Source organism: Pandoraea sp. NPDC090278 (assembly GCF_044772185.1).
Classification (GTDB): Bacteria; Pseudomonadota; Gammaproteobacteria; order Burkholderiales; family Burkholderiaceae; genus Pandoraea.
Genome location: NZ_JBIVYJ010000008.1, coordinates 77,297 through 103,553 on the forward strand (window position 1 = coordinate 77,297; position 26,257 = coordinate 103,553).

A 26,257-nucleotide genomic window follows, 5' to 3' on the forward strand; every position below is an offset into this window, starting at 1 on the left:
CCGGGATGCGGTGTATCCGGCCGATCGCGAGGGTCAGGCCGGGAGCAGCCGTTCGCCTGCGAAGAGCGATTCGACCGTCTCGCGTTCGCGCACGAGATAGGCTTCATTGCCGTCGACCATGACTTCGGCGGCGCGCGGACGCGTGTTGTAGTTCGAGCTCATCGTGAACCCATAGGCACCGGCGGACCGAATGGCGAGCAGGTCGCCAGCGTCGATCGCCAATACGCGGTTACGGCCGAGCCAATCGCCACTCTCGCAAACCGGGCCGACGACGTCGAAGGTTGCGGCATCCCCGGCGCGACGCACCACCGGATCGATCCCGTGGTACGCCTCGTACATGGCAGGACGGGCCAGATCGTTCATCGCGGCATCGACGATGGCGAAGTTCTTCGTCTCGCCATGCTTGAGGAATTCCACGCGCGTGAGCAGCACGCCGGCGTTGCCGACCAGCGAGCGGCCCGGTTCGAACAGCACCTGACGGTGGCCGTGGCCACGCTTGGCGATGTGGTCGAGCAGTGTCGTGGCGAACGCCGTGATGTCCGGCGGCGTCTCGTCGGTATAGGTGATGCCCAGGCCGCCACCCACGTCGATGTGATGCAGCGAAATGCCAGCCGCTTCGAGTTTCTCGACGAGATCGAGCACCTTGTCGGTCGCGTCGAGGTACGGCGAGATTTCGGTGATTTGCGAGCCGATGTGGCAGTCGATGCCGACGACTTCGAGGTGGGGCATGGCGGCCGCCGCGCGATAGGCGTCGAAGGCTTCTTCATACGCTACGCCGAACTTGTTGCCGCGCAGGCCCGTGGAGATGTACGGATGCGTCTTTGCATCGACGTTCGGGTTCACGCGCAACGACACGCGCGCCCGCTTGCCGACTTGCCCGGCCACCGCGTTCAGGCGATCCAGTTCCGGACGCGATTCCACGTTGAAGCAGAACACGTCCTTTTCCAGTGCGAAACGCATTTCGTCTGCGTGCTTGCCGACGCCGGAAAACACAGCGCGCTTCGGATCTCCGCCTGCCGCGATGACGCGTGCGAGCTCACCTGCCGAAACAATGTCGAAGCCCGCGCCCAATTTGGCGAACACGCCGAGGACTGCAAGGTTCGAATTGGCCTTGGCGGCGTAGTGAACTGCGGCGTTACGACCTTCGCAGGCCTTTGCATAGGCCTGATAGGCGTTCGTCAGAGCCGCCTTCGAGTAGACATACAGCGGCGTGCCGAAGCGCTCGGCGAGGGCGGGCAGCGCTACGCCTTCGGCGTGAAGTACGTCGTCGCGGTAGGAGAAGATGGCGTCGGACATCGGAGGTGCTCGGTAATCAACGGGAAAAACAAGGGGCCGCAAGACGGGCCGAAGGCGATGTACCCCGAATGTCGAGGGCACATCCGCCGGAATTCGGCCAACATCGGCTAATTTACGCTTATTCCGGTTTTGCTGCGGGGCGCGACGCGGCCGGGGGCACATCGACGGACGGCCCACGCTCAGGCGTGGGCACGAGCGGCGGCGGAGGCAGCGGCGCGCCCGGGGGCGGCGTCGGTTTCACCGGCTTGGCGGGGAAGTAAAGCGGGCCAGCCTGGCCGCAGCCAGCCAATGCGCTCAACAGAGCAATCGACGCTACAATCGCGCAGGTTCGAATAGGTGCAGTCATGGGGGTATCGCCGCGTGGTGCGGCATGCTAACGATGACGCAAACCGTGGAGTTTAGCATGACGGAAAGTGAATTCCTGGCGCTCGCCGAGGCAGTGTTGACGCAGGTGGAGGCGGCGGTCGAGGCGGTGGTCGACGACAGCGATGTGGATATCGATTGCGAGCGTACGGGGAATGTCCTGACGCTCGAATTCGACGATGGCAGCAAGATCATCGTCAATGTCCAGACGCCGATGAGCGAGATCTGGATTGCCGCACGCTCAGGCGGTTTCCACTTCCGCCTGAAGGGCGACAAGTGGCGCGACACGCGCGACGATTCCGAGTTGTTCGAAGCCTTGTCGCGCTTTGCGTCGCAGCAGGCCGGAGAAACGGTCACGCTTCAGCCGGCCTGATCGAACGTCCCGCTATCCCTGAGTTCGTCAGGGCTTGCTGTTGAACATGTCCAGGATGCGTTGACGCTCCTGGCGGTCCACAGGGGCCGGTGCGGGTGCCGGCATTGTTCCCGGCTGCGCCGGCATCTGACCGGGCAGGGCGCCCGTCGACGGACCTGGGGCTGCCGAGCCGTCCGGTGCCGTCTCGGCACTCAGGCCGACAGTACTGACGGCGCGACCCGGCGGGTAGTCGTCGTAGTAATAATCGCCATTCGCCTGAATGACGCCCGGTGGCATCGCGCGAGGCGACTCCGGCACCCCACGCAGCGCCTTCGACATGTAGTCGATCCAGATTGGCAACGCCAGACCGCCACCGGTTTCACGATCGCCCAGATTGCGCGGCTGATCGAAACCGATCCAGGCAACCCCCACCAACTGAGACTGATACCCGGCGAACCATGCGTCGTGCGAATCGTTCGTCGTGCCCGTCTTGCCCGCGAGGTCGCTGCGCTTGAGCACATTGGTCTTCGCTGCGGTGCCGCGCGTCGCCACGTCGTGCAACATCGAATTCATGATGAAGGCGTTACGCGCCGGAATGGCACGAATCGACTCGTCACCTGCCGCGACCGGCTTCTCTTCCATGATCACGTTGCCCTTCGAATCGGTGATGCGGGCCACAATGAATGGATTGACGCGGAAGCCGCCGTTGGCGAACACCGCAAAACCGCTCGCCATTTGCAGCGGTGTCACCATACCCGCGCCCAGCGCCATCGGCAGATAGGCCGGATGCTTGTCTGCTTCGAAGCCGAATCGCCCGATGAACTTCTGGGCATAGGCCGGCGTAATGCTTTGCAGAATGCGGATCGACACGAGGTTGCGAGACCGCATCAGCGCCACGCGCATCGGTTCCGGTCCGTCGAAGCCGCCGCCGTAGTTCTTGGGCTCCCACGGCTGTCCGCCGGTCTGTGCTGCCGAGAAGTACAGCGGAGCGTCGTTGATGATGGTCGCTGGCGCAAAGCCTTTCTCCAGCGCGGCCGAGTAGATGAACGGCTTGAAGCTCGACCCCGGCTGACGCCATGCCTGCGTCACGTGGTTGAACTTGTTGCGGTTGAAGTCGAACCCGCCGACCAACGAGCGGATGGCGCCGTTCTGCGGATCGAGCGACACGAAGGCTGCTTCGATGTCCGGCATCTGTACGATGCGCCAATTGTCCTTCGCATCCTTCGTCACGCGAATGACCGAGCCCGGACGAATCCGCTGTTTCGGCTGCGCCTTAGCGCTTAACCCGGCGGCCGCGAATCGCAGTCCGTCGCCCGTCACGGTGACATCGTCGCCATTCAGAAGCACGGCTTTCACTTGCTGGGGAGACGCGGCGAGCACTACGGCCGCGACCATGTCGCCACTGTCCGGATGCTCGACCAGCGTGTCGTCGATCAGCTGTTCGCGCTCGTCCTTGCCGTCCGGCAAGTCGATATTCGCTTCGGGGCCGCGATAGCCGTGGCGCAGCTCGTACGCCATGACACCCGCGCGCAGCGCTTCGTATGCCGCTTCCTGATCCGCCGAGTTGATGGTCGTGTAGACGTTAAAGCCACGCGTGTAGATCTCGTCCTTGAACTGCGCGTAGAGCAGTTGACGCACCATTTCCGCAACATAACCGGCGTGCACGCTGAATTCACTGCCCAGCCCGCGCACTACCAGCTCTTGTGCGATTGCCTGATCGTATTCGGCCTTGGATGCGTACCCGAGGTCGTACATGCGCTTCAGGATGTATTCCTGACGCACGCGTGCACGCTTGTAATTGACGATCGGGTTATAGGCCGACGGCGCTTTCGGCAGACCGGCAAGCATGGCGGCCTCGGCAAGCGTGATGTCCTTCAGATCCTTGCCGAAATAGACGCGCGCTGCGCTGGCGAAGCCGTAGGCACGCTCTCCGAGGTAGATCTGATTCATGTACAGCTCGAGAATCTGATCTTTTGTCAGGCGCGATTCGATCTTGTAGGCGAGCAGCGCTTCGTAAATCTTGCGCGTGTACGTCTTCTCGCTGGACAGGAAGAAGTTGCGCGCCACCTGCATGGTGATCGTACTCGCACCCTGCGACGAGCCGCCGCGGGTGAAGTTTGCGAGGCCCGCGCGGAAGATCCCGATGAAGTCGACGCCGCCGTGCTGATAGAAGCGGTCGTCCTCGATGGCGAGGACGGCTTTCTTCATGACGTCGGGAATATCGGCGAAGCGCACGAGATTGCGACGCTCCTCGCCGAATTCGCCGATCTGGATTTCGTCGGCCGTGTAGATGCGCAGCGGAATCTTCGGCCGATAGTCGACGATCGTGTCGAGCGACGGCAGCTGTGGCGTCATCACCACCAGGATGTACCCCGCGAGCAACGCGCCGCAGACGGCCATCGCAGCGATCAGGCCTACGAACCATAGTGCGATGCGCAGCCAGATGGAGCGGCGCGGCTTGGGCGGACGCTTGTCGCGGGGTGTCTCGGTTTGGGGAGTGCTTGCCATGGGAGAACCGGAAAAAACGATGGGCCGATTATAACGAACGCCCCGCAACCTCCCTCGACAGCCCCCGAAATCGGAGTTTGAGCCTATGGGGGCTAGGAATCGTCCGAGCCAAAAACGGCATGAATTCCGAAAGCGCCTTTCGTTCGCCTTTCCCTCGCCAGTATTCGGAATCGTCCGATTGGACCGCCTTGCCGTGCCCGATAGCATCGATCGCATCGATACGACGAAGAGCGGGAGGAAGTCATGATCGCAGCGGTTTTGCGCGGGATGCGTCACATGGGAAGGCAGTGGGCGGCGAGGGGGGTGAGCAACGGTGGTGGCGGTTGTGGTATCCACTTCGACGCCAATGGCATGCAATTCGTTCGCGTCACACGTACCCCGGGAGGCGATCGATTGCGTCTGGACGCGTATGGCGCTGCCGCGCTGGAAGACGACATGCTGCGTGGCGCACTGATCGTCAAGCCGGAGGCTGTGGCGCGTCGCCTGGATGAATTGCTGGAGCGTCTGGGCACGCGGGCGGCGGCGTTGCAGGACGACGCCATCGTCCTGGCACTGCCATCGCACGGACTGAAAACGCAGGTGATCGACTGTCCGGCGGACCTGCCACCGCGCGCGCTGCGGGCGTGGTGCCAGCATCGCGCGGCGCTTTTGCTGCCCGGCGATGGCGACCCCGATTTGCGCAGCCGTGTCGGCGTGGCGTGGGCTGAACCGGGCAGCCATCGTCTCCGGTTGTATGCATGCGAAGCGACGCCGGTCGACGACAGGATGGCCGTGCTTGAAATGTCAGGGCTACGCGCACAAGCCATCGATGCCGCGCATCAGGCGGGGCGGCGTGCGTTTCTGTGGGCGCAGCGTGCAGCACGGCGAACGTCCACATCCAACGAGCGCGACACCTTTGTGCCTGACGCCTCCACCGGCAAAGCGCGATCAGGCGGGCCAGGTGCGTTCTTGCAGATCGATGCCCAGACACTCGATCTGGCGGTATTCGATGGTGCGGTTTGCGTCGGGGATGTTCGTGAGCGCTTTGACGGCGTTCGCGGGCACCCGGAGGCGTTGGCAAGCGTGGTTCGCGATCTGACGCGAGCATTGCCGGTCGCGCCGCGCGTCATCGACATCGCGACGCAAGGGGCCAGCCCGGCGGAACTGGCGGCGATCTGTGACGCTGTGGCAAGCGCATGTGACATGGCTGTGCGTCCTTTCGACCCGCTCGCGACATTCGAGGCTTCCGACCCCGCCGCGCAGCGTCAGGAGACGTTCGTGCCGCGTGCGGCGCTCGCTGTGCCTTGTGGGCTGGCGCTGCGAGCCATGTCGATGCAGGGGGTGGCATGCGAGTGACGAAGGCACTTCCGCCGCTCGATTTCCTTCCCACGCTGGCACAGTGGCGACGCCGCGATATGCGTCGGCAATGGCGAGTCTGGGCGTGCGTTGCGGCGTGCGGCGCCACCGTTTCGCTGGTGCCCATTGCGTGGGACCTTCACCAGCGCCGCGAAATGCAGGCGCAGCAAACGGCATTGCGCGCGACGAACGAGAGGCTGGCCAGTGAGGTGGCAGCGTTCGACATGACGCGGCGGCAGCTCGCCGAACTGCGGGCTCACCGCAGAGCCGTCGTTGCGCTGGTTGAGCGTCGGCCTGCTGTGGCCGAGCGTTTGCTCGACATCATGCGGGCGTGCGCCGATGGCGTGCGGCTGTCGATGGTGAAGACGGTCGACGCGCATCTGCGAATCGAAGGCTATGCGACGACGCAATCACGGGTGCGCGAAACGCAGAAGCGGCTGCGCGCGTTGCCCTGGGTGCGCAAGGTTACCGAGGTGGAATCGAGTGTGGTGCCGGAGAGCGTCCGGCGACAATGGACTGACGCACAGACGCAGGCCGGGGCACTGAACGTTCGTCGCTTTACGCTACGCATTGAGTTAAAACCCGCACCAACACCCGTCGTGCTGGCGGGTGTCGCCGATCTCGACGGCCAAACGACGGAGGAGGTGCCGGATGTACGGTGAAAATCACCCTCCAGACGATGTGCGTGACATGTTTCATGACGTGAAGGCGCGTTGGCGGGCGCGCTGGGTGACATGGTTTTCCCTTTCACCCACCGAATGGTCGCCGGGTATACGGTGGGGTCTCGCGGTTGCTGCGGCCCTGACGGGTTTCTGCCTTGCGTGGTCGATTGGGTGGTTGATGAGTCTCCCGGCGCGTGCAGCCCTGAAACAAGGGCTCGAAGTCGAGCAGCAGATGTTGGCGCGTGCCAACGATGCTGCCGACCGTGTACCCGCGCTCATGCGCCGACTTCGGAACGAAGAGGCAGAAACCAGAACATGGCAACGCATGCTGCCCGTCGTCGAGCCGGGGTCAGGGGAGGTTGCAGGGGCGACCGCAGGCGAGTCGTCAGACTCGTCTACCATGTCAAAGCATGCAAGCGACGCTTCCGAGGCTGACGATGAGACCCTTACGGCATGGCGTGCCGATCTTGAGCGGCTGGTTTCCCGGAGCGGGCTGACGTTGGCGTTTTCGCGACCGGGTCCGGCGGCAGTATCCGGCGAACTGGAAATCGAGCGCGCCGAGTTGCGCGTTCGAGGCACAGTCGCGAATTTGCTCGGCTGGCTTGCCGAGGTGGACCAGCTTCCACGGCATCTGGCGGTCGAGCAGTTTTCGCTGGACGGCCCTCGCGTGCCAACCGGCATAACCGGTACAACCGGCAGCGCAACGCATCCCGACAGCGCAGAAGCTTCGTTAAGTGCCACCGTGTCTGCGTATCGGTGGCGCCGCACGGCCGCACCCGCCGAGTCGCTCGACATGTCGATGACCCATGCGCTCCCTGCGTTGCCGGAACCGCCACCGCGATGGGAGATGCCGACGGATACCGTCGACGTGTTTCGCACGCCCATGACACGTCGGTCTGCCCAAGATGCCGTGATCATGGCCCAATCGATGCCTCACGTGCCCGTCGAGAATGCCGAGCCCGTGGGGGCAATGCGTGCGGGGGCGCGTCGCGTCGTGTTGCGCCGGACCGCAACGGCCGGGCTGTCGGCCACCTGGAGCGATGACGGGGCATTGCCGGGTAAGGCGCTGTCGAATCGTGACCCTTCCGACCCTTCGACGGTGGACGTGGTGTTGCACGGTGCTGACGCAGCCGATGCGCTGCGGGTGTTTGCGAGGTTGACCGGCCGGAGCGTGGCGATTGGCGAGCGCGTCACGGGGCGACTCGAAATGGAGGTGACGGGGGTGCCTGCGGCGACGGCGTTTGACGTCATGATCCGAAGTGCGGGCCTGGGGGTGCAATCCGTGAACGGCGTCGACTGGATTGCGCCGCGCGCCGATCTGCTGGCCGACGAGCGAACGCAACTGGAAGCTGCGGCGAAACGTGAGGCATTGCAGCCACTGGCCGCGCGCCGGTTCCGGCTGAACTATCCGCGGGCCGAGGCGTTGCGGGAGATCATTCTCGGACAGAAGGACAGCAAAGGGCAGCGTCTCTTGTCCGCGCGCGGCGGTCTCATTGCGGATCCCCGGACAAATCAGCTATTCGTCACCGACCTGCCTGAAAAGCTCGATGCGCTGGCGTCGTTTATCGAGCGCATCGATGTGCCCGTTCGACAGGTGCTGATCGAAGCCCGCATCGTCGAAGCCGACGACCGGTTCAGCGAGTCGCTCGGCGTCCGCCTAGCGGGGCAACACAGTGCCGCGAGTACGGACCGTAGCGGCGACAAGCGTCCGACACCGGATGCGGGATCGTTCGATGTGTCAGCGGGCGGGCGCGTCGCGAACGGTGGCACCCGCGGAACGGGCGGCGACACGAACGCTCCCGGCAGCGCGGTGGATGTTGGGCTTTCAGCGGCGGCGCTGGCGGGCGTGGCGCCGCCGAGTCTTGCGATTACGTTGTTCGGCCGGTCCGCAAGCCGTTTCCTGCAACTGGAGCTCTCCGCACTGGAGACCAGTGGACGAGGGCGAGTAGTCTCCCGCCCGCGCGTGGTCACGGCAGACAAGGTGCAGGCGCTCATCGAGCAAGGCACGGAATTGCCATACCAAACGCGCAACGGTCGGCGCAACGTGGCATCCGTGCAGTTCCGCAAGGCGACCCTAAGACTCGAGGTCACGCCCTTGATTACGCCGGACGGGCAAGTGATATTGGATGTGGATGTGCGCAAGGACAGCGTGGGGCAGGCCGTCGCCGAAGGCTTCGCCGTCGATACCCGGCATGTCCGGACACAGGTGCAAGTCGAAAGCGGCGGTACGGTCGCGATCGGTGGGATTTACCAGGAGGTGAAGCGGGGCAGCCGCGCAAGCGTTCCCTGGCTGGGAGACGTACCGGTGCTGGGCGCACTTTTCCGTAACCGCGCCAATGAGGACCGGCGTACGGAGTTGCTGGTGTTCCTGACGCCTAGCGTGGTGCCGGACGGCGCGCCGGTCAGTGCTCCCGGCGCGTTGGGCGACGGCACACCGGAGCGGACAGCCTCGGCGGAAGCCGCGACAGACGCGGACGCAATGTCTGACGTGTCCGGGGAGCCCGATGGGCCCGGCGTGAGCGCCAGCGCGGCGTCGCCGCGTCTGTCGGACGACCTGCGTGGTGACCTGCGTTATGACCTTCCCCCGGGCCATCCCCGGCTTCTCGGGGTGTTCCCCGAGGCGACGCGTTCCGCACGCCCGACGCAGATACCGGTATCATCAGGGATTGGAACCCAAATATCAGCGATTTATGCTGGAAAACGTAATACTTGTCGGACTGATGGGGGCGGGCAAGACCACGGTTGGACGCGCAGTGGCACGACGTCTTGGACGGCAGTTCTATGACTCCGACCATGAGATCGAGGCGCGCACGGGCGTGCGCATTCCGGTCATCTTCGAGCACGAAGGCGAGGACGGCTTCCGTCAGCGCGAAACCCAGACCATCGACGAACTCACCCAACGCAGCGGAATCGTGCTCGCCACCGGCGGCGGCGCGGTGTTGCGCGCAGAAAACCGCGAGTACATCAAATCGCGCGGCACGGTGGTGTACCTGCGCGCCAATCCGCACGATCTGTGGTTACGCACGCGTCGCGATAAGAATCGTCCGTTGCTGCAAACGGCAGATCCGCGTGCGCGACTCGAACAGTTGTATCAGGAGCGCGACGGGCTCTACCGGGAATGCGCGACGTTCGTCATCGAAACCGGGCGGCCAAGCGTCAATGCACTCGTCAATATGGTGCTGATGCAACTGGAAATGGCGGGCATCGTACCGAGCAACGCTGCGCTATTGCCTGATGCGACGGATGCGCTGGATGCAGCGGATGCGACGGACACCTCAGAGAGCGGTCATGGCGATGCCGAAGCGGAACAGCTGCCTCCGGATGATGTCGACGCGACGCATCCCGTGGACACCGGCGAGGCGGTAACGACCGCGCCTGTGACGCCTGGCCGTGATACCTTTCCTCGCTGACAGTGGCCCGCACGGACCAATTTCGCTGAACATGACAACAAGCCAACAAGCGGCATGATTACCCTGAAACTCGACCTTGGCGAGCGCGCCTATCCCATTCATATCGGCACCGATCTGCTGACGCAGGACGCGCTGTTTGCGCCGCACGTGCGTGGCACGCATGCCGTGATCGTGACGAACACGACCGTCGATCCGCTTTATGCGGAACGGGTGGCGGCGACGTTGCAACGTCTCGGTAAGCGCGTGGTGAAGGCGGTGCTGCCCGATGGCGAGGCCTACAAGAACTGGCAGACGCTCAACCTGATCTTCGATGAGCTGCTCGGCGCGCAGGCGGACCGCAAGGCCACGCTGATCGCTCTGGGTGGCGGCGTGGTCGGTGACATGACCGGGTTCGCCGCAGCGTGCTATATGCGCGGCGTGCCCTTCGTTCAGGTGCCGACGACGCTGCTTTCGCAGGTCGACTCTTCGGTTGGCGGCAAGACGGGTATCAATCACCCGCTCGGTAAGAACATGATCGGCGCCTTCTGGCAGCCGAGCGCCGTGCTGGCCGATATCGGCACGCTGTCGACGTTGCCGGATCGTGAGCTGGCCGCCGGTATGGCCGAAGTGATCAAGCACGGCGCGATTGCAGACGAGAAGTATTTCGACTGGATCGAAGCCAATATCGATGCCCTGAACGGTCGCGACACGGCGGCGCTGACGTATGCCGTGCAACGCTCTTGCGAAATCAAGGCGCAGGTCGTGGCCAGCGACGAACGCGAGCAGGGGCTGCGCGCCACGCTCAACTTCGGTCACACGTTCGGTCACGCGATCGAATCCGGCCTGGGCTATGGCGAATGGCTGCACGGCGAGGCCGTGGGCTGCGGCATGGTGATGGGGGCTGACTTGTCGGCGCGTCTGGGCTTTATCGACGAGACGATGGTGCAGCGAATCAAGGCGCTGGTCGCGGCGGCCAAGCTGCCCGTGACGGGACCGGACCTCGGCGAGGACCGGTATATCGATCTGATGCGCGTCGACAAGAAGGCGGAAGGCGGCGATATCCGCTTTGTGCTGCTCAACCGGTTGGGGCAGGCGTTCATGACGAGCGTGCCCGACGCCGAACTTCGCGCCACGCTGCGCGCTAACGTCTGAGACAAGAGGGCTGGCGATGATCGATTACGAAGCGTCGCTTGCCCCCTACGCGGCGCGCTCCACTGCGTCACGTGGCCGTCGCTTCGCGGAAAGCGCGCCCACGACACGCACCGAGTTTCAGCGCGACCGCGACCGCATCATTCACTCGACGGCATTTCGGCGTCTCGAATACAAGACACAGGTCTTCGTGAATCACGAAGGCGATTTGTTCCGCACGCGCCTCACGCACAGTCTCGAAGTGGCGCAAATCGGGCGGTCGATCGCGCGAAATCTGCGCGTCAACGAAGATCTGGTCGAAGCGGTCGCGTTGGCGCACGATCTCGGCCATACGCCGTTCGGTCATGCGGGTCAGGACGCGTTGAATGTCTGCATGCAGGACTACGGCGGGTTCGAGCACAACTTGCAGAGCCTCATCGTGGTCGATGAGCTCGAAGAGCACTACGGCGGCTTTAACGGGCTGAACCTATGCTTCGAGACGCGCGAAGGCATTCTGAAGCACTGCTCGCGAGCGAACGCGCGCGGGCTTGGCGAACTGGGCGAGCGATTCCTTAAAGGGCTTCAGCCTGGCATCGAGGCGCAGATCGCGAATCTGGCGGACGAGATCGCCTATAACAACCACGACATCGACGACGGTGTGAGATCCGGTCTGCTGACGCTCGAACAGCTCGACGAGGTGCCGCTCTGGCACCGGTACTGCACGGAAGCGAAGCTAGCATGGCCGGACATCTCCGGTCGACGTCTGGTGCATGAGACGACGCGACGCATCATCAACGCGCTGATCGTCGATCTGATTGCGACGACACGTCAGCGCGTGGCCGACGCCTCACCGTTCTCCATGGATGACGTACGCGCTTCGGGGCCGCTCGTCGCATTCAGTGCCGAGATGCGCGAACAGGCGGGCAGTCTCAAGCGGTTCCTGTTCGATAACCTTTACCGCCACTATCTCGTGATGCGGATGGCTGCCAAGGCGCAGCGCATCGTGCAGGAGTTGTTCGAGGCCTTCATTTCCGAGCCGCGCCTGTTGCCGCCGAACTACCGTCCGGAGAATCCGGAAGATCAGCCGCGCTGGATTGCTCACTATGTGGCCGGTATGACCGACCGCTATGCGATTAAGGAATACCGCAGACTGTTCAGCGTTGAGCCGACGCTTTGAGTCACGGATGTCGGACGTTCCCTGGCGTTCGGTGACGAGACTGGCGACGAGGGGACGAGAACAAACAAAAAAACAGCCGGCATTTGCCGGCTGTTTTCATTTCAAATCTGATTCAACTGCGGCCGAGGATAAAGCCGAGTACCAGTGCGGCTGCGGCTACCGTGCCGACGGTCTGCCACGGGCGCTCATGCACGTAGCCATCGGCCTCTTCCCAGACTTCATTGGCGCGACGGCGCAGATTCGCACGTGCATCGCCGAAGTCGTCGCGCGCCTGACGCAGCTTATCGCCGATCTCCGCACGAAGCGCTTCGACATCCGACGCCGACTTGGCGTTGGACAGCGCGTGGTCCAGATCGTCGAGCAGATCGCGGACTCGCGACGACACGTCGCCACTTGCCAACCGCGCGGCGCGTGCCGTACGACGACCGGCAAAGCGTGCGTCTTCCATGCTGCTGTTGAGTGCCGTTTCCGCTTTCGAGGCAATTCCCATTTTCAGACTCCCAAGAGGTGGTATTGAAATGCGACGTCCGGTAAACCCGGGAGGACGAACGTCGGTGGAACCCTGAGGCGAGCGGCCATTATGGCCCGCCCACTTGCGTGCGTACACCTGGACAGACAGTTTTGGAAAAAGGAAAGTTGCGGCGTGTTGGCTGAAGATGGTGTCGGAATACGCTGACATGCGCTGAGATGGCGGTTATCCCACCCAGAAATGCGAAAACGCCGCACAAGGCGGCGTTTCCAGTACAGCTTGATGCGACTCGGTGTAACTTGCGTCGTGCGGCGACTTAGAAGCGGTAGCCGAGCGACAGGAACGTCACGACCGGGTTCAGCTTGACCTTGGCTTCGCTGGTCGTCGTGATCGGACCGCGCGTCGTCGTCAGCTTGGCCGTCGTGCTCACCGGGATGTACGACACCGAGAACGCCAGCGTCCAGCGCTTGTCGACGTTCCAGTTAATACCTGCGTTGAACACCGGTGCCCACGAGTTGGTCAGTTGAGCCGTCGTGTTGCCGCCGGCACCGCCGGTCAGGCTTGCGCTGGCGAGCTGCTGGAAGCCCGGCGTCAGTTCGATGTTCGAGTACCAGAAGTAGCTCGCACCGACACCGACGAACGGACGCCACGTATCGCCTGCCTTACCGAAGTAGTACTTCAGCAAGATGGCCGGGCTCCACTGCTTGGCCGAAGCCAGCGAGCTTCCGCCCGGCAGCGCCAGGTTGCCCGTGCCGTACAGGCGGAACTTGGGCGGCACGCCGAACACGCCTTCGACGGCGATGTTGTCGGTGAAGAAGTGGGTCAACGTGAGGCCGAGCGTATCGGCGTCATCGACATTGGCACCCGTGTTGCCCAGACGGCTGTTCACCAGATTTGCCAGTCCCGGAACATTCGATCCCGTCACATGCAGCGGATCACTCGAAACCTGGGGCGAGAGATGGAACCAGCCTGCGCTGACCATCGTATCCCCGGCTTGCTGTGCGAAGGCGGCCCCCGATGCCGTCAGCATAGCCGCGGCAGCAATCGTCAAATGCTTCAACTTCATCGATTTCGTCTCCTGCTCAAGATTCTTTATTGTCGAGAATTTCGTTAAATGAAATTCAGGGCCATTATGCCGACCGTGCAAATTCGCGGATAGCGCGACTCTGGAGGTGTCGCTCTAAAGGTGTTGTATCCACGCATCGACCTATGGAATGCCCTTAGAAAAAAGCGCTGGACGAAAGAAAAGCGTGCCCTTATATGTCAGGCACGCTTTCGGAAATAACTGCGGAGTCCGATATTCTGGCCGCAGCTAGCGGAACGCAATTAGCGTCCCGCCTGCTGGGTTTAGAACTTGTAGCCGACGGATACGAAGGTCACAATCGGGTTGAGCTTGATTTCGGCGTCGGACGACGAGAGTACCGTGCCGTCCTGCGCCTTGATTTTGATGTTCGCAGTGGTTTTGAGCGGCAGGTAGGAGACCGACGCGCTGGCAACCCAGTGCTTGTCGAATGCATAAGAAACACCGGCGTTGAAAACCGGTTGCCACGACGCCGACGATTTGGCTTCGACCGTCGTCGGCCCGTTATGTCCGGAAGTAAAAGCCAGCACACTGCCGAAATTCTGATTCAGCGCCGCTTCAAAATTCGGATTGAGACTGACGTTCGTGAAGAACGTATAACTCACGCCGACACCCAGAAAAGGGCGCCACGTCGAATTGGCTTGTCCAAAGTAGTACTGCAGCACGAGCGCCGGGCTCCACTGGCGCACACTTTGCACGATCGGGTTGTTTTGTGCCGCGCCGAGGTCGATACTCGTGAGCGCGCCGGCCAGTCCCGGTGGCGCAATCACGCCTTGTCCGGTGAGCTTGAATTTGGCGGGCACGCCAGCCACGGTCTGCAAGGCGATGTTGTCTGTGAAGAAGTGCGTGATGACGAGCCCGAGCGTGTCGGCGTTGCTGACCTTCGCGCCGCTGCCGGGTGAAGTAAAGTTCGATGGCACCAGGGTGGGCGTTAAGCCCTCCTGAGTGACGCTGGTGGTCATCGGTTTGCTGGAGTCCTGCGGGGCGATGTGGAACCAACCGAGGTTGACGACGTTATCGCCTGCTTGTTGTGCACTGGCGCTGGTGGACGCCAGGGAAATGCCGAGTCCGAGCGCGCATAAGCACGCCGCGGACCGATAGGTCCGAGTTGTCATTTGTCTTTCCTCCCAAGATTATTTATTTATTTTTCGATGCATTATGCGCTTGGGATTTCGGTGCGCAATCGTCGGATCTAGAACTTTTGTACGAATCAACGGGGTTTAGCTAGATATCAGTATTTAAAGAGATTTTTCATGGTGAAACTCTCTCGCAAATCGTGATGTCCAGCTTTAAAGCATTACATTTGAATCAGCATGGCCCGATTACCGAGACTCTTCATTCCGCGTCAGCCGCAGCACGTGATTCTGCGGGGCAATAACCGGCAAGCCATCTTCGTCGACGACGAGGATCGGCGCGTGTTCCACGACCGTCTGCGCGACGCCGCACGCGCCAACGGCCTGGCCATCCACGCCTGGTGCATGATGCCTAACCATCTGCATCTGGTTGCGACGCCCGCCGACGAGCGCAGCCTTCCCGCCACGTTGCAGGCGGTCGGCCGCTACTACGTGCTCTATTTCAACCGGCGCCATCAGCGCACGGGCACGTTGTGGGAGGGCCGATATCGCGCCACGGTGATCGAGGCGGAGCACTATCTGTTACTCGCCAGCCGCTATGTCGAGCTCAATCCCGTTCGTGCCGGTCTGGTCGACGCTCCGGGTAATTACCTGTGGTCGAGTTACAACCATCACGTCGGTTTGACGGTCGACAGCCTCGTGACGGACCACGCGCTCTATTGGGAATTGGGCAACACGCCGTTCGAGCGTCAGCGCGCTTACGCGGAGGGGTTCTCGATCCCGCTACCGGCATATGAAGTCGACGCATTGCGTACAGCGACGCAAAAGGGATGGCTCCTCGGCGGTCCCGAATATCAGGCGAGAATGTCGCTCGCCGCGAATCGTCGGGTGAGTCCACTCACACGCGGGCGTCCCCGCAAACCGGCACCCAACACCCTCTGATGCAAGAACCCGACAGGCCGGTTCAGGCCTGTCGCTCTCCCTAAGAAGTTCTCCAAGCGTTTGAAATTACGGATTTTTCTGTCATATCTTCATTACATGAAATTAATCTGACCCCAATAAAAACAAGCCTTCTTTTGGTGCGGTTTTTAATTGAAATCTGACCCCATTAAATTCTTTTGTCATTGTGAATTTCATGGCGTATATTCCAACTTCGGCCGATTGGTGCGATGCGGAAAACCGTGCGCGCTGAGTCGGCGCCCTGTGGCGACGCCCGAGAACGACCTTCGACGCGCGCGAATCCGCAGTTCTGGCCCGCCCGGCCAACCCCACTTAACCCGGTCGACCGCGACGATCATGCGCGCGGCGGCCTCGCCAAGAGACGGTGTAACTCGTGGAAAAGAAACAGCAACCGATTGCGACGGCAGCAGCGCTGCCGGGTGAGGCGTACTTGGCGCCGGACGCACAGGGCATGTACGACCCGGCCAACGAACACGATGCCTGCGGCGTCGGCTTCGTGGCACACATCAAGGGCGTGAAGAGCCACGCCATCGTCGAACAGGGTCTGAAGATTCTCGAAAACCTGGATCACCGGGGTGCCGTGGGCGCCGATCCGTTGATGGGCGACGGCGCAGGTATCCTGCTCCAGATCCCCGACCAGTTCTATCGCGAAGAGATGGCCAAGCAAGGCGTGACGTTGCCGCCGGCTGGCGAATATGGCGTCGGCATGATCTTCCTGCCGAAGGAACACGCGTCGCGTCTGGCCTGCGAACAGGAACTCGAGCGCACCGTGAAGGCGGAAGGTCAGGTCGTGCTGGGCTGGCGCGATGTCGCGATCGATCGCGACATGCCGATGTCGCCCAACGTGAAGGCCACTGAGCCGATCATCCGTCAGATCTTCATCGGTCGCGGTCAGGACATCATGGTGACGGACGCCCTCGAGCGTAAGCTGTACGTCATCCGCAAGACCGCCAGCCACCGCATTCAGGCGCTCAAGCTCAAGCACGGCAAGGAATACTTCGTGCCGTCGATGTCGGCGCGCACGATCGTCTACAAGGGCCTGTTGCTGTGCGATCAGGTCGGCCGCTACTACCGCGATCTGTCCGATCCGCGCACGGTTTCGGCACTCGCCCTTGTTCACCAGCGTTTCTCGACGAACACGTTCCCGGCATGGGAACTGGCGCACCCGTACCGCATGGTCGCGCACAACGGTGAAATCAACACCGTGAAGGGCAACGTCAACTGGATCAACGCCCGCACGGGTGCGATCTCGTCGGCCGTGCTCGGCAACGATCTGCAAAAGCTGTGGCCGCTGATCTACCCGGGCCAGTCGGACACGGCATCGTTCGACAACTGCCTCGAAATGCTCACGATGGCAGGCTACCCGCTCGCCCACGCCGTGATGATGATGATCCCGGAAGCCTGGGAACAGCACACGCTGATGGACGAGAACCGCCGCGCGTTCTACGAGTACCACGCTGCGATGATGGAGCCGTGGGACGGCCCCGCCGCCATCGCATTTACCGACGGCCGTCAGATCGGCGCGACGCTCGACCGTAACGGTCTGCGTCCGGCGCGTTTCGTGATCACGGACGACGACGTCGTCATCCTGGCCTCGGAATCGGGCGTGCTGCCGATCCCCGAGTCGAAGATTGTCAAGAAGTGGCGTCTGCAGCCGGGCAAGATGTTCCTGATCGATATGGATCAGGGCCGCATCATCGACGACAAGGAACTCAAGGACAACCTCGCCAACGCGAAGCCGTACAAGAGCTGGATCGACGCCGTGCGCATCAAGCTCGACGAGATCGATTCCAAGGTCGAGGAAGCTGGCGTGCATCACGACACGGCGACGCCGCTGCTCGATCTGCAACAGGCGTTCGGCTACACGCAGGAAGACGTGAAGCTGTTGATGACGCCGATGGCGATTAACGGCGAAGAAGCCACGGGCTCGATGGGCAACGACAGCCCGCTCGCGGTCATGAGCAACAAGAACAAGACGCTCTATCACTACTTCCGTCAGCTGTTCGCGCAGGTGACGAACCCGCCGATCGACCCGATCCGCGAAAACATGGTGATGTCGCTGGTGTCGTTCATCGGCCCGAAGCCGAACCTGCTCGACACGAACAACATCAACCCGCCGATGCGTCTAGAAGTGTCGCAGCCGGTGCTGGACTTCAAGGAAATCTCGAAGATCCGTCACATTGACAAGTACACCGGCGGCAAATTCCGCTCGTACGAGCTGAACATCTGCTACCCGGTCGCATGGGGCAAGGAAGGTATCGAAGCGCGTCTCGCCTCGCTGTGCGCGGAAGCGGTCGATGCCGTGAAGTCGGGCTACAACATCCTCATCGTTTCGGACCGTCTGACGAACCGCGAACAAGTGGCGATGCCTGCGTTGCTCGCCACGTCGGCCGTCCACCAGCATCTGGTCGCACAGGGTCTGCGTACGAGCACGGGCCTCGTGGTCGAAACGGGTTCGGCGCGTGAAGTGCACCACTTCGCATTGCTCGCGGGCTACGGCGCGGAAGCCGTTCACCCGTACCTCGCGATGGAAACGCTCGCGCAGATCGCGCGCAAGCAAGGCGGCGACCTGACGCCCGAGAAGGCCATCAAGCACTTCGTGAAGGCCGTCGGCAAGGGTCTGCACAAGGTCATGTCGAAGATGGGCATCTCGACGTACATGTCGTACACGGGCGCACAGATCTTCGAAGCGATCGGTCTGTCGCAGGAACTGATTCAGAAGTACTTCCAGGGCACGGCGTCGAACGTCGGCGGTATCGGCATCTTCGAAGTGGCCGAAGAAGCGGTGCGTCTGCATCGCGACGCATTCGGCGACAACCCGGTGCTTGCGAACATGCTCGACGCTGGTGGCGAGTACGCGTTCCGTATCCGTGGCGAAGACCACATGTGGTCGCCGGACGCCATTGCCAAGCTCCAGCATTCGACCCGCTCGAACTCGTACCAGACGTACAAGGAATACGCGAATCTGATCAACGACCAGAGCAAGCGTCACATGACGCTGCGCGGCCTGTTCGAGTTCCGCGTCGATCCGCAACGTGCGATCCCGCTCGATCAGGTGGAGTCGGCGAAGGACATCGTCAAGCGTTTCGCCACGGGTGCCATGTCGCTCGGTTCGATCTCGACCGAAGCGCACGCCACGCTGGCCGTTGCCATGAACCGTATCGGCGGCAAGTCGAACACGGGTGAAGGCGGCGAAGATCCGCGTCGCTACCGCAACGAACTCAAGGGCATTCCGATCAAGAAGGGCGAATCGCTCGCCTCGATCGTGGGCCGCGACGTCATCGAGACCGACATCGAACTGCAAGATGGCGACTCGCTGCGCTCGAAGATCAAGCAGGTCGCGTCGGGCCGCTTCGGTGTGACGGCAGACTATCTGGTCTCCGCCGATCAGATTCAGATCAAGATGGCGCAGGGCGCGAAGCCGGGCGAAGGCGGTCAGTTGCCGGGTCACAAGGTGACCGAGTACATCGGCAAGCTGCGTTACTCGGTGCCGGGCGTGGGGCTGATCTCGCCGCCGCCGCACCATGACATCTACTCGATCGAAGATCTGGCGCAGCTCATTCACGATCTGAAGAACGTGAATGCGTCGTCGTCGATCTCGGTGAAACTCGTGTCGGAAGTCGGTGTGGGCACGGTGGCTGCCGGTGTCGCGAAGGCCAAGGCCGATCACGTGGTGATCGCCGGTCACGACGGCGGTACGGGTGCATCGCCGCTGTCGTCGGTGAAGTACGCCGGCACGCCGTGGGAACTGGGCCTGGCCGAGACGCAACAGACGCTGGTGCTCAACCGCCTGCGTGGTCGCATCCGCGTGCAGGCCGACGGTCAGATGAAGACCGGCCGCGACGTGGTGATCGGCGCGCTGCTCGGCGCAGACGAATTCGGCTTCGCGACGGCACCGCTCGTCGTCGAGGGCTGCATCATGATGCGCAAGTGCCATCTGAACACCTGCCCGGTCGGCGTCGCGACGCAAGATCCGGTGCTGCGCCAGAAATTCCAGGGCAAGCCGGAACACGTCGTCAATTACTTCTTCTTCGTGGCCGAGGAAGTGCGCGAAATCATGGCGCAACTGGGCATCGCGAAGTTCGACGACCTGATCGGTCGCGCCGATCTTCTCAACACCAAGTCGGGTGTGGAGCACTGGAAGGCGAAGGGCCTCGATTTCAGCCGCATCTTCCACCTGCCGGAAATGGAAGCCGACGTGCCGCGTCTGCATGTCGAGACGCAGGACCATGGTCTGGCCGGTGCACTCGATCACGCGCTGATCGAGAAGGCAATGCCTGCGCTGGAGAAGGGCGAGCACGTCTCGTTCATCCAGCCGGTGCGTAACCGCAACCGTACGGTCGGCGCGATGCTCTCGGGCGAAGTGGCCAAGCGCTACGGTCACGAAGGTCTGCCGCAAGACACGATCCACGTGCAGCTCAAGGGCACGGCGGGTCAGAGCTTCGGCGCGTTCCTCGCACGCGGCATCACGCTGGATCTCGTGGGCGACGGTAACGACTACGTCGGCAAGGGGCTGTCGGGCGGCCGCATCATCGTGCGTCCGACCAACGACTTCCGCGGCAATGCCGAAGACAACATCATCGTGGGCAACACCGTGATGATCGGCGCCATCGAAGGCGAAGCGTTCTTCAACGGCGTGGCCGGTGAGCGTTTCTGCGTGCGTAACTCGGGCGCCACGGCGGTCGTGGAAGGCACGGGCGACCACGGTTGCGAATACATGACGGGCGGCACGGTGGTCGTGCTGGGCGAGACCGGCCGTAACTTCTCGGCAGGTATGTCGGGCGGTGTGGCCTACGTGTACGACGCTGACGGCACGTTCGCCGCCAAGTGCAACACGGCGATGGTCGCGCTCGATCCGGTGCTGCCGCACGGCGAGCAGGAGCGTACGGTGAGCCAGGGTCTGTGGCATCGCGGCCAGACGGACGAGGCACAGCTGCGCGAGCTCATCGAGCGTCACTTCCAGTACACGGGCTCCACGCGTGCAAAGGCGCTGCTCGAAGACTGGGACGGCGCACGCCGCAAGTTCGTGAAGGTGTTCCCGAGCGAATACAAACGCGCGTTGGGCGAAATGGCCAAGGCGGGCGACAAACAAGCACTGGCGGCCTAAAACCGTTGGCGCGGTCACGCCGCGCGGGGTGAGGGCCCCGCAGGCGTGCCGCGCGCGGGTGAGGCACGGTAACCACAAAACTTTCCGACTGAAGAAACATGGGCAAGGTCACAGGTTTTCTCGAATTCGAGCGCCAGAGCGAGTCTTACGAAGCACCGCTGGCACGCGTGAAGCACTACAAGGAGTTCGTGCTCGCGCTCTCCGACGATCAGGCAAAGGTGCAGGGCGCACGCTGCATGGACTGCGGCATTCCGTTCTGCAACAACGGTTGCCCGGTCAACAACATCATTCCCGACTTCAACGATCTGGTGTATCGCCAGGACTGGAAGTCGGCCATCTCGGTCTTGCACTCGACCAACAACTTCCCGGAATTCACGGGACGTATCTGCCCCGCGCCGTGTGAAGCGGCCTGCACGCTGAACATCAACAGCGACGCAGTGGGTATCAAGTCGATCGAGCACGCGATCATCGACAAGGCCTGGAGCGAAGGCTGGGTCGAGCCGCAACCGGCGAAGCACAAGACCGGCAAGATGGTCGCCGTGGTCGGCTCCGGCCCCGCAGGCATGGCGGTCGCGCAGCAACTCGCGCGCGCCGGTCACGACGTCACCGTGTTCGAGAAGAACGATCGCGTGGGCGGCCTGCTGCGTTACGGCATCCCCGACTTCAAGCTGGAGAAGTGGCTGATCGACCGCCGCATGCGCCAGATGGAAGCCGAAGGCGTGACGTTCCGCACCGGCGTCTACGTGGGCAAAGACGCCCCCGAAGCGCACATCAACAACTTCTCGAAAGAGACGATCACGCCGGACCAGTTGCAGGCGCAGTTCGACGCCGTGGTCATCGCTGGCGGTGCGGAACAGCCGCGCGATCTGCCGGTGCCGGGCCGCGAGCTCGAAGGCATCCATTACGCGATGGAATTCCTGCCGCAGCAAAACAAGGTCAACGCGGGCGATAAGCTGGCGAACCAGATGCTGGCGACGGGCAAGAACGTGATCGTGATCGGCGGTGGCGACACCGGCTCGGATTGCGTGGGCACGTCGAACCGTCACGGCGCGAAGGCAGTCACGCAGTTCGAACTGCTGCCGCAACCGCCGGAGCAGGAAAACAAGCCGATGGTGTGGCCGTACTGGCCGACCAAGCTGCGCACGTCGTCGAGCCACGAAGAGGGCTGCGAGCGCGACTGGTCGGTAGCCACGAAGCGCTTCGAAGGCAAGAACGGCAAGGTCGAAAAGCTGATCGCCGTACGTCTCGAATGGAAGGACGGCAAGATGCAGGAAGTGCCGGGTTCGGAGTTCGAGTTGAAGGCCGACCTCGTGCTGCTCGCGATGGGCTTCGTCTCGCCGCTGCAAACGGTGCTCGACGCGTTCGGTGTGGACAAGGATGCGCGCGGCAACGTGCGTGCCTCGACCGAAGGCGAACGCGCCTACACGACGAACCTGCCGAAGGTGTTCGCGGCCGGTGACGTGCGTCGCGGTCAGTCGCTGGTGGTGTGGGCGATTCGCGAAGGCCGTCAGTGCGCCCGTGCCGTGGACGAGTTCCTGATGGGCCATTCGGAACTGCCGCGCTAAGTCTGGCTAAGTTGGATACGCGCACCTTCGGGTGCGCGCAGGTTTGTGCCTGCCAAAACCACAAATACGGGGTGGTTGTGATTTGAGAGGAGGGGGCGCGGAGGTAGGCATCTGCGTCACTGTGAAGAAGCCGTCCGGATGGAAACGTCCGGGCGGTTTTTTCTTGCCTGTTCCTCCTGTGTTCCCCCTGGTCCGTCGCGATCCCATCTGCCGCCGAAATTCTGTAGGTGGCTAAATATAAGACGTCATACAACAAGACGTCATTTCGTCACATTCACATGTGAGATAACTCTCCCAACATGTGCAAACTTCAACACCTATAAGGCTTATGACGCTGCGGTGATGAATCCGGTCAAAGACTAGGGATTATCCGTAAACCACGTAATCTTTCATTGTCATCGTACATCGTCTCACGTAGGATGCCTCTCCAAGCAAGCGCGATGCTTGCCATAAAAATATCCACGAAAGAGAGACAACCATCATGGCACTGAAGATCAAAGGCCTGCGCTGGTGGATGATCGGACTGCTGACGCTCGGCACCGTCATGAACTACCTCGCACGCAGCTCACTTGCCGTAGCCGCCCCCACGGTGATGAAGGATCTCCACATCACGACCCAGCAGTACGGCTGGATCACGGGCGCTTTCCTTGTGCTGTATCCGATCGGTGCCCCCATCACCGGTTATCTGATGGACCGTATCGGCCTGCGTCTGGGCTTCCTGTTGTGCGGTGTGATGTGGTCGATAGTGTGCATGCTGCACGGTCTGGCCGACGGCTGGGTCGGGTTGTTCGTGCTGCGTGGTCTGCTGGGTCTGGCGGAAGCGTCGTTCATTCCGGCGGGCATGCGTGCCGCCGCGTTCTGGTTCCCGTCGAAGGAGCGTGCGCTCGCGGCCGGTATCTTCAACATCGGCACGTCCATCGGCGCGATTCTCGCGCCGCCGCTGATTGCGTGGTCGATCCTGCGCTACAACTGGGAGACGGCATTCGTCATCGCCGGTGCGCTCGGGCTCGTGTGGGGCGTGCTGTGGTTCGCGTTTTATCGTCACCCGACCGATCACCCGGCGCTCTCGCAGGCCGAATCCGATTACATCAACGAAGGCCGCGTGGTCGATGCCGCCGCCGATGCCCGCAAGCCGAACCTCGGCTCGATCCTGCGTCAGCGCAACTTCTGGGGCATTGCGCTGCCGCGCTTCTTCGCCGATCCGGTGTGGGGCACGATCGTGTTCTGGATGCCGCTGTACCTCAATCAGGCGCGCGGTTTCGATCTGAAGACGATTGCCGCGACCGCGTGGCTGCCGTTCGTCGCGGCCGACATCGGGTGCCTGATGGGCGGCACGGTGTCGGTGTGGCTGAACAAGCACTTCAAGATTACGATCTTCAACGGCAAGCGTGTGGTGTTCACCATCGGCGCGATCATCATGACGGCGATGTGCGGTGTGGGCTTCGTGAAAGACCCGATGATGGCGATCTTCCTGCTGTGCCTTGGCGGCTTCGCGCACCAGACGCTCTCCGTCACCGTGATCTCGATGTCGGCCGACCTGTTCCCGCGTAACGAAGTGGCGACAGTCACCGGTCTGGCGGGGCTGTCCGCCGGGATCGGCAACCTGCTCTTCACGCTGGTGATCGGCACGTTCGTGACGGCAGTCGGCTACGCGCCGTTCTTCGTGGCGTTGGGGTTGGGCGATCTGATCGGCGCGGTGATTCTGTGGACGGTGGTCAAGCCGCACATCACGGGCACGGCCACGCCGTCACCGGTGCAGACTCGCCAAGGCAGCAGCGGTATGGATGTGAACCGGACCGCGAATGCGTAGCGACCAAGACGTTTGATGATTTAGCGTACGCCGCGCTGCACACTCCCCCTTGGGTGTGCGGCGCGGCGTCGGTTTTGTTGTACCGATGAATCAGGAGCAATAAGGATCACTATGAGCCAGACTTCCGGCAAACCCTTCCGCCGTCTTCTGCTGACCGGCGCTGCGGGCAACCTTGGTAAACAACTGCGCGGCAAGCTCGCGGAGTGGGCTGACATCGTGCGCGTGAGCGACATCGTGCCGATCACCGACACCGCTGCGCACGAAGAGTCGATGCAGGTCGACCTCGCCGACCGTGCGGCCGTGCATGCGCTGCTCGAAGGCGTCGATGCGCTGGTGCACCTCGGCGGCGTGTCCGTCGAAGCGCCGTTCGACGACATCCTGCAAGCGAACATCCTCGGGCTGTACAACGTCTACAGCGCCGCGCAGAAGCAAGGCGTGAAGCGCATCGTCTACGCCAGCTCGAACCACGCCGTCGGTTTCCATCCCGTGACGGAAGTGCTCGACGTCGACGCCCCGCATCGTCCCGACGGCATGTACGGCATTTCGAAGTGCTTCGGCGAAGACCTTTCACGCTACTACTTCGACCGCTTCGGTCTGGAGACCGTGTGTCTGCGCATCGGCTCGTCGTTCGAGCAGCCGAAGAATCCGCGCATGATGGTGACGTATCTGAGCTACCGCGACTTCGTCGAACTCGTACGTTGCTCGCTGTTCACGAATCGCGTCGGCCACGCGATCATTTACGGCGTGTCGGATAACCCGACGCTGTGGGTCGACAACACCAAGGCGGCGTTCCTCGGCTTCCGTCCGCAAGACAGCTCGGCCGAATTCGCCGGTCTGTTCCCGGCCAAGGCCCCCGATCCGCAAATGGACGACTGGACGCAACGCTTCCAGGGCGGCCCGTTCGTGCTGATGGGGCCGATGGAGCCCAAGGCGTGAGTGTGGCCGCAGTCTCCATCGAACGGTTGGAGCCGTCGCGCGAGACACCGCATGCGGTCGGCGAAAGCCCGCTTTGGCGCGCTGACGAACAGGCGCTCTACTGGGTCGACATCCCGGCAAAGCAGCTGCATCGCGTGACGCCCGCCGACGGCGAACACCGTCAGTGGACGTTCCCCGAACAGGTCGCGTGCTTCTCGTTCGACACGGCGGGCACGTTGCTCGCCGCGTGTGAAACAGGTGTGTTCGCCGTACGGCTGGGCGCACCGGGCGACGTGGCTGCGTTCGCGTTGACGCGTCTGGCCGCACCGGAATTTCCGGCCTCGGGCATGCGCTTTAACGATGGACGTTGCGACCGTCAGGGCCGCTTCTGGGCGGGCACGATGGTCGCGGATATGTCGCTCGCAAGCGACGCGGGTTCGCTCTATCGCTTCGACGCAAAGGACGGGCTGTCCGCACCGCTCGTCGACGGACTCGTCACGCAGAACGGTCTCGGCTTTTCGCCGGACAGCCGCACGATGTATCTGAGCGATTCGCATCCGACGGTGCGTCGCGTGTGGGCGTTCGATTTCGATGCGGACAGCGGCGCGATCCGCAACCGCCGTCTGTTCGTCGACATGAACCAGTATCCGGGACGCCCCGACGGCGCAGCCGTCGACGCCGACGGGTGTTACTGGACATGCGCCAACGACGGTGGCCGTCTGCTGCGCTTCACGCCAGCGGGTGTGCTGGACCGGGAGATCGTGTTGCCGGTGTCGAAGCCGTCGATGTGCGCGTTTGGCGGGCGCGACTTCGACACGTTGTTCGTCACGTCGATTCGCCCCGGCGCGAATGCGAACGAACACGACGGTCATGTCTTCGCCGTGCGATGCGGTGTGCAAGGATTACCGGAAGTGCCCTATTCAGGCGTGCTGCCGGTGGCAAGAGTGTAGGCGGGGGTACGAAGGTGGCGACGCCGCGCAGTAGTGCATAAGCGGCGCGCACTGAAGCGGTTCCGGGTTGGCTGGCTTACACAATGGCCATCCGGTGAGGCGGCGGGACGTCGGAGC

18 protein-coding genes and 1 pseudogene are annotated in these 26,257 nt (G+C 62.6%); 13 read left to right on the forward strand and 6 right to left on the reverse strand.

From position 1 onward, the window contains the following. Positions 1–33: 33 nt before the first annotated feature. Both lysA and ACIQWO_RS24615 read right to left on the reverse strand, forming a co-directional pair. Positions 34–1,296 carry a diaminopimelate decarboxylase gene (gene lysA / locus ACIQWO_RS24610; RefSeq protein WP_402829808.1) on the reverse strand — a complete coding sequence of 421 codons (1,263 nt, stop codon included), beginning with the start codon at positions 1,294–1,296 and terminating at the stop codon, positions 34–36. 118 nt (positions 1,297–1,414) lie between these two features. Then, complete coding sequence (locus ACIQWO_RS24615) at positions 1,415–1,642, reverse strand: lipoprotein (protein WP_157122823.1); 228 nt, start codon at positions 1,640–1,642, stop codon at positions 1,415–1,417. A gap of 57 nt (positions 1,643–1,699) precedes the next feature. Between ACIQWO_RS24615 and cyaY the strand changes: the two genes are divergently transcribed. Beyond that, complete coding sequence (gene cyaY, locus ACIQWO_RS24620) at positions 1,700–2,032, forward strand: iron donor protein CyaY (protein WP_150578303.1); 333 nt, start codon at positions 1,700–1,702, stop codon at positions 2,030–2,032. A gap of 27 nt (positions 2,033–2,059) precedes the next feature. Here the strand turns inward: cyaY and ACIQWO_RS24625 are convergent, their stop codons facing one another. Further along, the gene (locus tag ACIQWO_RS24625; protein ID WP_402829812.1) at positions 2,060–4,519 is read right to left on the reverse strand and encodes a penicillin-binding protein 1A; all 2,460 of its coding nucleotides are present in this window, start codon (positions 4,517–4,519) and stop codon (positions 2,060–2,062) included. A 243-nt stretch (positions 4,520–4,762) separates the two neighbouring features. On the opposite strand from ACIQWO_RS24625, the gene pilM reads away from it, so the two are divergent. The 6 genes and pseudogenes from pilM to ACIQWO_RS24655 all read left to right on the forward strand — a co-directional run bounded on the left by pilM (position 4,763) and on the right by ACIQWO_RS24655 (position 12,210). Further along, positions 4,763–5,854, forward strand: a complete 1,092-nt coding sequence (gene pilM / locus ACIQWO_RS24630; protein WP_402829815.1) for a type IV pilus biogenesis protein PilM — start codon at positions 4,763–4,765, stop codon at positions 5,852–5,854. Further along, on the forward strand, positions 5,845–6,516 hold the full coding sequence (locus ACIQWO_RS24635; RefSeq protein WP_402829818.1) for a PilN domain-containing protein: 672 nt from the start codon (positions 5,845–5,847) through the stop codon (positions 6,514–6,516). The genes pilM and ACIQWO_RS24635 overlap by 10 nt, the downstream gene beginning before the upstream one ends. 589 nt (positions 6,517–7,105) lie before the next feature. Further along, on the forward strand, positions 7,106–9,301 hold the full coding sequence (locus ACIQWO_RS24640; RefSeq protein WP_402829820.1) for a type IV pilus secretin PilQ: 2,196 nt from the start codon (positions 7,106–7,108) through the stop codon (positions 9,299–9,301). Beyond that, positions 9,207–9,725, forward strand: a pseudogene (locus ACIQWO_RS24645) (shikimate kinase); the annotation flags it as partial. The gene ACIQWO_RS24640 and the pseudogene ACIQWO_RS24645, both read left to right, overlap by 95 nt. A 255-nt stretch (positions 9,726–9,980) precedes the next feature. Further along, on the forward strand, positions 9,981–11,057 hold the full coding sequence (gene aroB / locus ACIQWO_RS24650; RefSeq protein WP_046290014.1) for a 3-dehydroquinate synthase: 1,077 nt from the start codon (positions 9,981–9,983) through the stop codon (positions 11,055–11,057). Between the two features lie 16 nt (positions 11,058–11,073). Beyond that, positions 11,074–12,210 (forward strand): deoxyguanosinetriphosphate triphosphohydrolase, encoded by a 1,137-nt coding sequence (locus ACIQWO_RS24655; protein ID WP_402829822.1) that lies wholly within the window; start codon positions 11,074–11,076, stop codon positions 12,208–12,210. Positions 12,211–12,322: 112 nt separating this feature from the next. Here ACIQWO_RS24655 and ACIQWO_RS24660 read toward each other — a convergent pair whose 3' ends face one another. The 3 genes from ACIQWO_RS24660 to ACIQWO_RS24670 form a co-directional block, all read right to left on the reverse strand. Then, the gene (locus ACIQWO_RS24660; RefSeq protein WP_174985062.1) at positions 12,323–12,700 is read right to left on the reverse strand and encodes a YqjD family protein; all 378 of its coding nucleotides are present in this window, start codon (positions 12,698–12,700) and stop codon (positions 12,323–12,325) included. A 295-nt stretch (positions 12,701–12,995) separates the two neighbouring features. Beyond that, on the reverse strand, positions 12,996–13,745 hold the full coding sequence (locus ACIQWO_RS24665; protein ID WP_402829825.1) for an OmpW family protein: 750 nt from the start codon (positions 13,743–13,745) through the stop codon (positions 12,996–12,998). 281 nt (positions 13,746–14,026) lie between these two features. Beyond that, positions 14,027–14,875: an OmpW family protein gene (locus ACIQWO_RS24670; RefSeq protein ID WP_402829828.1), complete on the reverse strand. Its 849-nt coding sequence runs from the start codon at positions 14,873–14,875 to the stop codon at positions 14,027–14,029. 198 nt (positions 14,876–15,073) lie between these two features. On the opposite strand from ACIQWO_RS24670, the gene ACIQWO_RS24675 reads away from it, so the two are divergent. The 6 genes from ACIQWO_RS24675 (at position 15,074) to ACIQWO_RS24700 (ending at position 26,140) form a co-directional block, all read left to right on the forward strand. Then, on the forward strand, positions 15,074–15,775 hold the full coding sequence (locus ACIQWO_RS24675) for a transposase (protein WP_402829831.1): 702 nt from the start codon (positions 15,074–15,076) through the stop codon (positions 15,773–15,775). A 391-nt stretch (positions 15,776–16,166) separates the two neighbouring features. After that, positions 16,167–20,900: a glutamate synthase-related protein gene (locus ACIQWO_RS24680; RefSeq protein ID WP_402829834.1), complete on the forward strand. Its 4,734-nt coding sequence runs from the start codon at positions 16,167–16,169 to the stop codon at positions 20,898–20,900. A 98-nt stretch (positions 20,901–20,998) separates the two neighbouring features. Then, positions 20,999–22,465, forward strand: a complete 1,467-nt coding sequence (locus tag ACIQWO_RS24685; protein WP_402829836.1) for a glutamate synthase subunit beta — start codon at positions 20,999–21,001, stop codon at positions 22,463–22,465. A gap of 481 nt (positions 22,466–22,946) precedes the next feature. Continuing rightward, positions 22,947–24,275 (forward strand): MFS transporter, encoded by a 1,329-nt coding sequence (locus ACIQWO_RS24690; protein ID WP_402829838.1) that lies wholly within the window; start codon positions 22,947–22,949, stop codon positions 24,273–24,275. A gap of 111 nt (positions 24,276–24,386) precedes the next feature. After that, positions 24,387–25,211: an NAD-dependent epimerase/dehydratase family protein gene (locus ACIQWO_RS24695; RefSeq protein ID WP_402829841.1), complete on the forward strand. Its 825-nt coding sequence runs from the start codon at positions 24,387–24,389 to the stop codon at positions 25,209–25,211. Further along, positions 25,208–26,140: an SMP-30/gluconolactonase/LRE family protein gene (locus ACIQWO_RS24700; protein WP_402829843.1), complete on the forward strand. Its 933-nt coding sequence runs from the start codon at positions 25,208–25,210 to the stop codon at positions 26,138–26,140. Before ACIQWO_RS24695 ends, ACIQWO_RS24700 begins: the two co-directional genes overlap by 4 nt. Positions 26,141–26,257: the final 117 nt, after the last annotated feature.

Bases quoted from the DNA above. Each gene is read 5' to 3' on its own strand.
- cyaY (WP_150578303.1), top strand. From the start codon at position 1,700: ATGACGGAAAGTGAATTCCTGGCGCTCGCCGAGGCAGTGTTGACGCAG.
- ACIQWO_RS24675 (WP_402829831.1), top strand. From the start codon at position 15,074: ATGGCCCGATTACCGAGACTCTTCATTCCGCGTCAGCCGCAGCACGTG.
- lysA (WP_402829808.1), bottom strand. From the start codon at position 1,296: ATGTCCGACGCCATCTTCTCCTACCGCGACGACGTACTTCACGCCGAA.
- ACIQWO_RS24660 (WP_174985062.1), bottom strand. From the start codon at position 12,700: ATGGGAATTGCCTCGAAAGCGGAAACGGCACTCAACAGCAGCATGGAA.
- ACIQWO_RS24670 (WP_402829828.1), bottom strand. From the start codon at position 14,875: ATGACAACTCGGACCTATCGGTCCGCGGCGTGCTTATGCGCGCTCGGA.
- ACIQWO_RS24655 (WP_402829822.1), top strand. From the start codon at position 11,074: ATGATCGATTACGAAGCGTCGCTTGCCCCCTACGCGGCGCGCTCCACT.
- ACIQWO_RS24690 (WP_402829838.1), top strand. From the start codon at position 22,947: ATGGCACTGAAGATCAAAGGCCTGCGCTGGTGGATGATCGGACTGCTG.
- ACIQWO_RS24625 (WP_402829812.1), bottom strand. From the start codon at position 4,519: ATGGCAAGCACTCCCCAAACCGAGACACCCCGCGACAAGCGTCCGCCC.
- ACIQWO_RS24665 (WP_402829825.1), bottom strand. From the start codon at position 13,745: ATGAAGTTGAAGCATTTGACGATTGCTGCCGCGGCTATGCTGACGGCA.
- pilM (WP_402829815.1), top strand. From the start codon at position 4,763: ATGATCGCAGCGGTTTTGCGCGGGATGCGTCACATGGGAAGGCAGTGG.
- aroB (WP_046290014.1), top strand. From the start codon at position 9,981: ATGATTACCCTGAAACTCGACCTTGGCGAGCGCGCCTATCCCATTCAT.
- ACIQWO_RS24685 (WP_402829836.1), top strand. From the start codon at position 20,999: ATGGGCAAGGTCACAGGTTTTCTCGAATTCGAGCGCCAGAGCGAGTCT.
- ACIQWO_RS24635 (WP_402829818.1), top strand. From the start codon at position 5,845: ATGCGAGTGACGAAGGCACTTCCGCCGCTCGATTTCCTTCCCACGCTG.
- ACIQWO_RS24695 (WP_402829841.1), top strand. From the start codon at position 24,387: ATGAGCCAGACTTCCGGCAAACCCTTCCGCCGTCTTCTGCTGACCGGC.
- ACIQWO_RS24615 (WP_157122823.1), bottom strand. From the start codon at position 1,642: ATGACTGCACCTATTCGAACCTGCGCGATTGTAGCGTCGATTGCTCTG.